At 71.4% G+C, this 434-nt stretch carries 1 protein-coding gene; it reads left to right on the forward strand.

Annotated features, from left to right (window positions below):
* Positions 1-69: 69 nt before the first annotated feature.
* On the forward strand, positions 70-434 hold a 365-nt coding region (locus ABD323_RS42930), incomplete at its 3' end, for a JmjC domain-containing protein (RefSeq protein WP_344447466.1).

Here is a 434-nt window from a genome sequence, read left to right on the forward strand (position 1 = left end):
CCCAAACCCCCCCCCTCCCGCCTGCCCGCCGACGGCACCCAGCTCCCGACGCACCTGTACTCCCGGCCGGTGGTCACCCGGCGAAGCACGGTGTGGAACCAGCTCCAGCCCTCCGCACTCCACCAGCAGCTCGCACAAGGGGCCACGTTGGTCCTGGACGCGGTGGACGAACTCCACCAGGGCGTAGGTGGGCTGGCCATGGACCTGGAGCGCTGGTTGCGGACCGGGGTGCAGACCAACCTCTACGCCTCGTGGACCAGCACCGAAGGGTTCGGGGTCCACTGGGACGACCACGACGTGGTGGTCGTCCAGCTCGACGGGGCAAAGCGCTGGCGGATCTACGGTCCGACCCGCGTCGCCCCGATGCACCGCGACGTGGACCCCCCCGAACTTCCGCCGGAGACCCCGGTCGCGGAGCTGGTCCTCACCGCCGG

The organism is Kitasatospora nipponensis (assembly GCF_039528135.1).
GTDB classification, from domain to species: domain Bacteria; phylum Actinomycetota; class Actinomycetes; order Streptomycetales; family Streptomycetaceae; genus Kitasatospora; species Kitasatospora nipponensis.